General features: G+C 73.8%; 2 protein-coding genes. One reads left to right on the top strand and one right to left on the bottom strand.

Annotated features, from left to right (window positions below; genetic code table 11):
• Positions 1 to 124 precede the first annotated feature (124 nt).
• Positions 125 to 2932, top strand: coding sequence for a DEAD/DEAH box helicase (locus ACOV8S_RS24445; protein ID WP_448320327.1), 2808 nt, complete (start codon positions 125 to 127; stop codon positions 2930 to 2932).
• On the opposite strand, the gene ACOV8S_RS24440 is transcribed toward ACOV8S_RS24445, so the two are convergent.
• Positions 2914 to 3879, bottom strand: coding sequence for a pseudouridine synthase (locus ACOV8S_RS24440; protein WP_448320325.1), 966 nt, complete (start codon positions 3877 to 3879; stop codon positions 2914 to 2916). The genes ACOV8S_RS24445 and ACOV8S_RS24440 overlap by 19 nt on opposite strands.
• Between the last annotated feature and the right edge of the window lie 136 nt (positions 3880 to 4015).

Genomic DNA, 4015 nt, shown 5'->3' with positions numbered 1-4015 from the left:
GCGCGGGCCCGGGGACGCGCCGGAGCCGGAGGCCGGACCCGCCGGGCCGCGGCCGCCGGGCCGTCGAAGGGCCCCGCAAAAGATCGTTCGGTTGTCGGCGCCGACGGGTACGCTCGAACGTACGATGACAGAGGATCTCTCTCCCGCCGAGCGGTACGCGGCAGCCCGCAGGCGCGCCGCGGAGCAGGCCACGGCGCTCGGCGCGTTCCGCGAGATGTACGACTTCGGCCTCGATCCGTTCCAGATCGAGGCCTGCACGGCGCTGGAGGCCGGCAAGGGCGTGCTGGTCGCGGCCCCCACCGGCTCCGGCAAGACGATCGTCGGCGAGTTCGCCGTCCACCTCGCCCTGGAACAGGGCAAGAAGTGTTTCTACACCACGCCCATCAAGGCGCTCTCCAACCAGAAGTACTCCGACCTGTGCCGCCGCTACGGCGCCGACAAGGTCGGCCTGCTCACCGGTGACAACAGCGTGAACTCCGACGCCCCGGTGGTCGTGATGACCACCGAGGTGCTGCGGAACATGCTCTACGCCGGGTCGCAGACCCTGCTCGGCCTCGGCTACGTGGTCATGGACGAGGTGCACTACCTCTCCGACCGCTTCCGCGGCGCGGTCTGGGAGGAAGTGATCATCCACCTCCCGGAGTCCGTCACCCTGGTCTCCCTCTCCGCCACCGTCTCCAACGCCGAGGAGTTCGGCGACTGGCTGGACACCGTGCGCGGCGACACCCAGGTGATCGTCTCCGAGCACCGCCCCGTGCCGCTGTTCCAGCACGTGCTGGCCGGCCGCCGGATGTACGACCTGTTCGAGGAGGCCGAGGGCAGCCGCAAGGCCGTCAACCCGGACCTGACCCGGATGGCCCGGCTGGAGGCCGCCCGCCCGTCCTACCAGGAGCGCCGCCGCGGCAAGATGATGCGCGAGGCCGACAGGGAGCGCGAGCGGCGTTCGCGTTCCCGCATCTGGACGCCCAGCCGGGCGGAGGTCATCGAGCGCCTGGACGCCGAGGGCCTGCTCCCCGCAATCACCTTCATCTTCAGCCGGGCCGGCTGCGAGGCCGCCGTCCAGCAGTGCCTCTACGCCGGGCTGCGGCTCAACGACGACGAGGCCCGCCAGAAGGTCCGCGACCTGGTCGAGGAGCGCACCGCGTCCATCCCGGCCGAGGACCTGCACGTCCTCGGCTACTACGAGTGGCTGGAAGGCCTCGAGCGCGGCATCGCCGCCCACCACGCCGGCATGCTGCCGAGCTTCAAGGAGGTCGTCGAGGAGCTCTTCGTCCGCGGCCTGGTCAAGGCGGTCTTCGCCACCGAGACGCTGGCGCTGGGCATCAACATGCCCGCCCGTTCCGTGGTGCTGGAGAAGCTGGTCAAGTGGAACGGCGAGACCCACGCCGACATCACCCCCGGCGAGTACACCCAGCTCACCGGCCGGGCCGGCCGCCGCGGCATCGACGTCGAGGGCCACGCCGTGGTCCTGTGGCAGCGCGCGATGAACCCCGAGCACCTGGCCGGTCTCGCGGGCACCCGCACCTATCCGCTGCGCTCCAGCTTCAAGCCCTCGTACAACATGGCCGTCAACCTGGTCGAGCAGTTCGGGCGGCACCGCTCGCGCGAGCTGCTGGAGACCTCCTTCGCCCAGTTCCAGGCCGACAAGTCGGTGGTCGGCATCTCCCGGCAGGTGCAGAAGAACGAGGAGGGCCTCTCCGGCTACAAGGAGGCCATGACCTGCCACCTGGGCGACTTCGACGAGTACGCCCGGCTGCGCCGCGAGCTGAAGGACCGGGAGAACGAGCTGGCCCGGCAGGGCGCCCACGTGCGCCGCGCCGAGGCGGCCGCCTCCCTGGAGAAGCTGAAGCCCGGCGACATCATCCACGTCCCCACCGGCAAGTACGCCGGACTCGCCCTCGTCCTGGACCCGGGCCTGCCCGCCGGGCGGACCGACGGCCACCGCGGGATCGACCGGCACGACGGGCCGCGCCCGCTGGTACTCACCGCCGAACGCCAGGTCAAGCGGCTGGCGGAGATGGACTTCCCGGTGCCGGTGGAGGCGCTGGACCGGATGCGCATCCCCCGGTCGTTCAACGCCCGCTCCCCGCAGTCGCGCCGTGACCTGGCCTCCGCGCTGCGCACCAAGGCCGGCCACATCGCGCCCGAGCGGCACCGCAGGCGCCGCGCCGAGGCCGCCGACGACCGCGAGATCAAGCGGCTGCGCACCGCCCTGCGGGCGCACCCCTGCCACGGCTGCGACGACCGCGAGGACCACGCCCGGTGGGCCGAGCGGTACCACCGGCTGATGCGCGACACCTCGCAGCTGGAGCGGCGGATCGAGGGCCGGACCAACACCATCGCCCGCACCTTCGACCGGATCGTCGCCCTGCTGACGGAGCTGGACTACCTGCGCGGCAACGAGGTCACCGAGCACGGCAGGCGGCTGGCACGCCTGTACGGCGAGCTGGACCTGCTCTCCAGCGAGTGCCTGCGGGCCGGCGTCTGGGAAGGGCTCCAGCCGGCCGAGCTCGCGGCCTGCGTCTCGGCGCTGGTCTACGAGTCCCGCGCCGGTGACGACGCCATGGCGCCCAAGGTGCCCAGCGGCAAGGCCAAGGCCGCGCTGGACGAGACGGTCCGCATCTGGGGCCGGCTCGACGCGCTGGAGGAGGACTTCCGCATCCGGCAGACCGAGGGCGTGGGCCAGCGCCAGCCGGACCTCGGCTTCGCCTGGGCGGCCTACATGTGGGCCTCCGACAAGGGGCTGGACGAGGTGCTGCGCGAGGCGGAGATGCCGGCCGGCGACTTCGTGCGCTGGTGCAAGCAGGTCATCGACGTGCTCGGCCAGATCGCCGCGGCGGCCCCCTCCGAGGGGTCGACCGTGCCGAGGACCGCGCGCAGGGCCGTCGACGCGCTGCTGCGCGGCGTGGTCGCCTACTCCTCGGTGGGCTGACCGCCCGGTCCCGGGGGCGCGGGCTGCGGGGACAGCCCCTCCAGCTCGCGCCCGCTGCGGAAGGCGTGCCGCAGCCCCGTCACCGGGTCGGTGAAGCGCAGCTCGCGGGCCAGCAGCTGCAGGGGGCGGGAGAAGTCGCCGCGGGCGGCCTCGGGCGCCACCACGGGGTACAGCGGGTCCCAGAGGATCGGCACCCCCAGCGCGCACAGGTGGACGCGCAGCTGGTGCGTCTGCCCCGTCTCCGGCAGCAGCCGGTACCGGCCCAGCCCGCCGCGCCGCTCCACCAGCTCCACCCGGCTCACCGCGTTCGGCTCGCCCTCGACCTCACGGGCGGTCAGCGAGCCGCGCTCCTTCACCAGGCGGCTGCGCACCACCCGGGGGAGCTCCAGCGCGGGGTCGAAGGGGGCGATCGCCTCGTACTCCTTGGCGACCCGCCGGTCGCGGAACAGCGCCTGGTAGGCACCGCGTTCCCCGGGCCGCACGGTGAACAGCACCAGGCCCGCGGTCAGCCGGTCCAGCCGGTGCGCCGCGGTCAGCGTGGGGATGCCCAGGTCGCGCCGCAGCCGCGCCAGCGCGGTCTCGGCGACATGGGCGCCGCGCGGCGTCGTCGCCAGGAAGTGCGGCTTGTCGGCGACCACGACGTGCTCGTCCCGGTAGACCACCTCCACCGGGAAGGGCACCGGCTCCTCGGGCGGCAGCTCCCGGTGGAACCAGACGTGCAGACCGGCCCGGTAGGGGGTGGCCGGGTCCACGGGACGCCCGTCGGCGCCGACGATCGCCCCCTCGGCGAACATCGCGTCGATCACCCCGGGCCCCGCCGCCAGACGCAGCCGCAGGTGCTCGCCCACGGTGGAGCCGGGGCCGTCCGCGGGCAGGCGGACGCGCACCGGATCGACCCCGTCGCGCTGCGGCAGCGGGGAGGGCGGGGCGGAGCTTCTGCGGGGCATCGGCGGGCCGGGAATCCGGTGCGGTGGGCCGTCAGGCGGCGACCGCGGCCCGGCCCGGCACCGGTCGAGCGCTGGGGCCGGTCACGGTGAGCGGGGCCGTCAGGCGGCGGCGGGGGAGAAAACCCGGGCGGAGTCC

This window comes from Streptomyces sp. CO7 (assembly GCF_053474865.1).
The sequence above is the reverse complement of the archived record's forward strand: the minus strand, read 5'-3'. Positions and strand labels throughout refer to the sequence as shown.

Excerpts from the sequence above, each read along its gene's own strand:
- ACOV8S_RS24445 (WP_448320327.1), top strand. The coding sequence starts at position 125 with ATGACAGAGGATCTCTCTCCCGCCGAGCGGTACGCGGCAGCCCGCAGG.
- ACOV8S_RS24440 (WP_448320325.1), bottom strand. The coding sequence starts at position 3,879 with ATGCCCCGCAGAAGCTCCGCCCCGCCCTCCCCGCTGCCGCAGCGCGAC.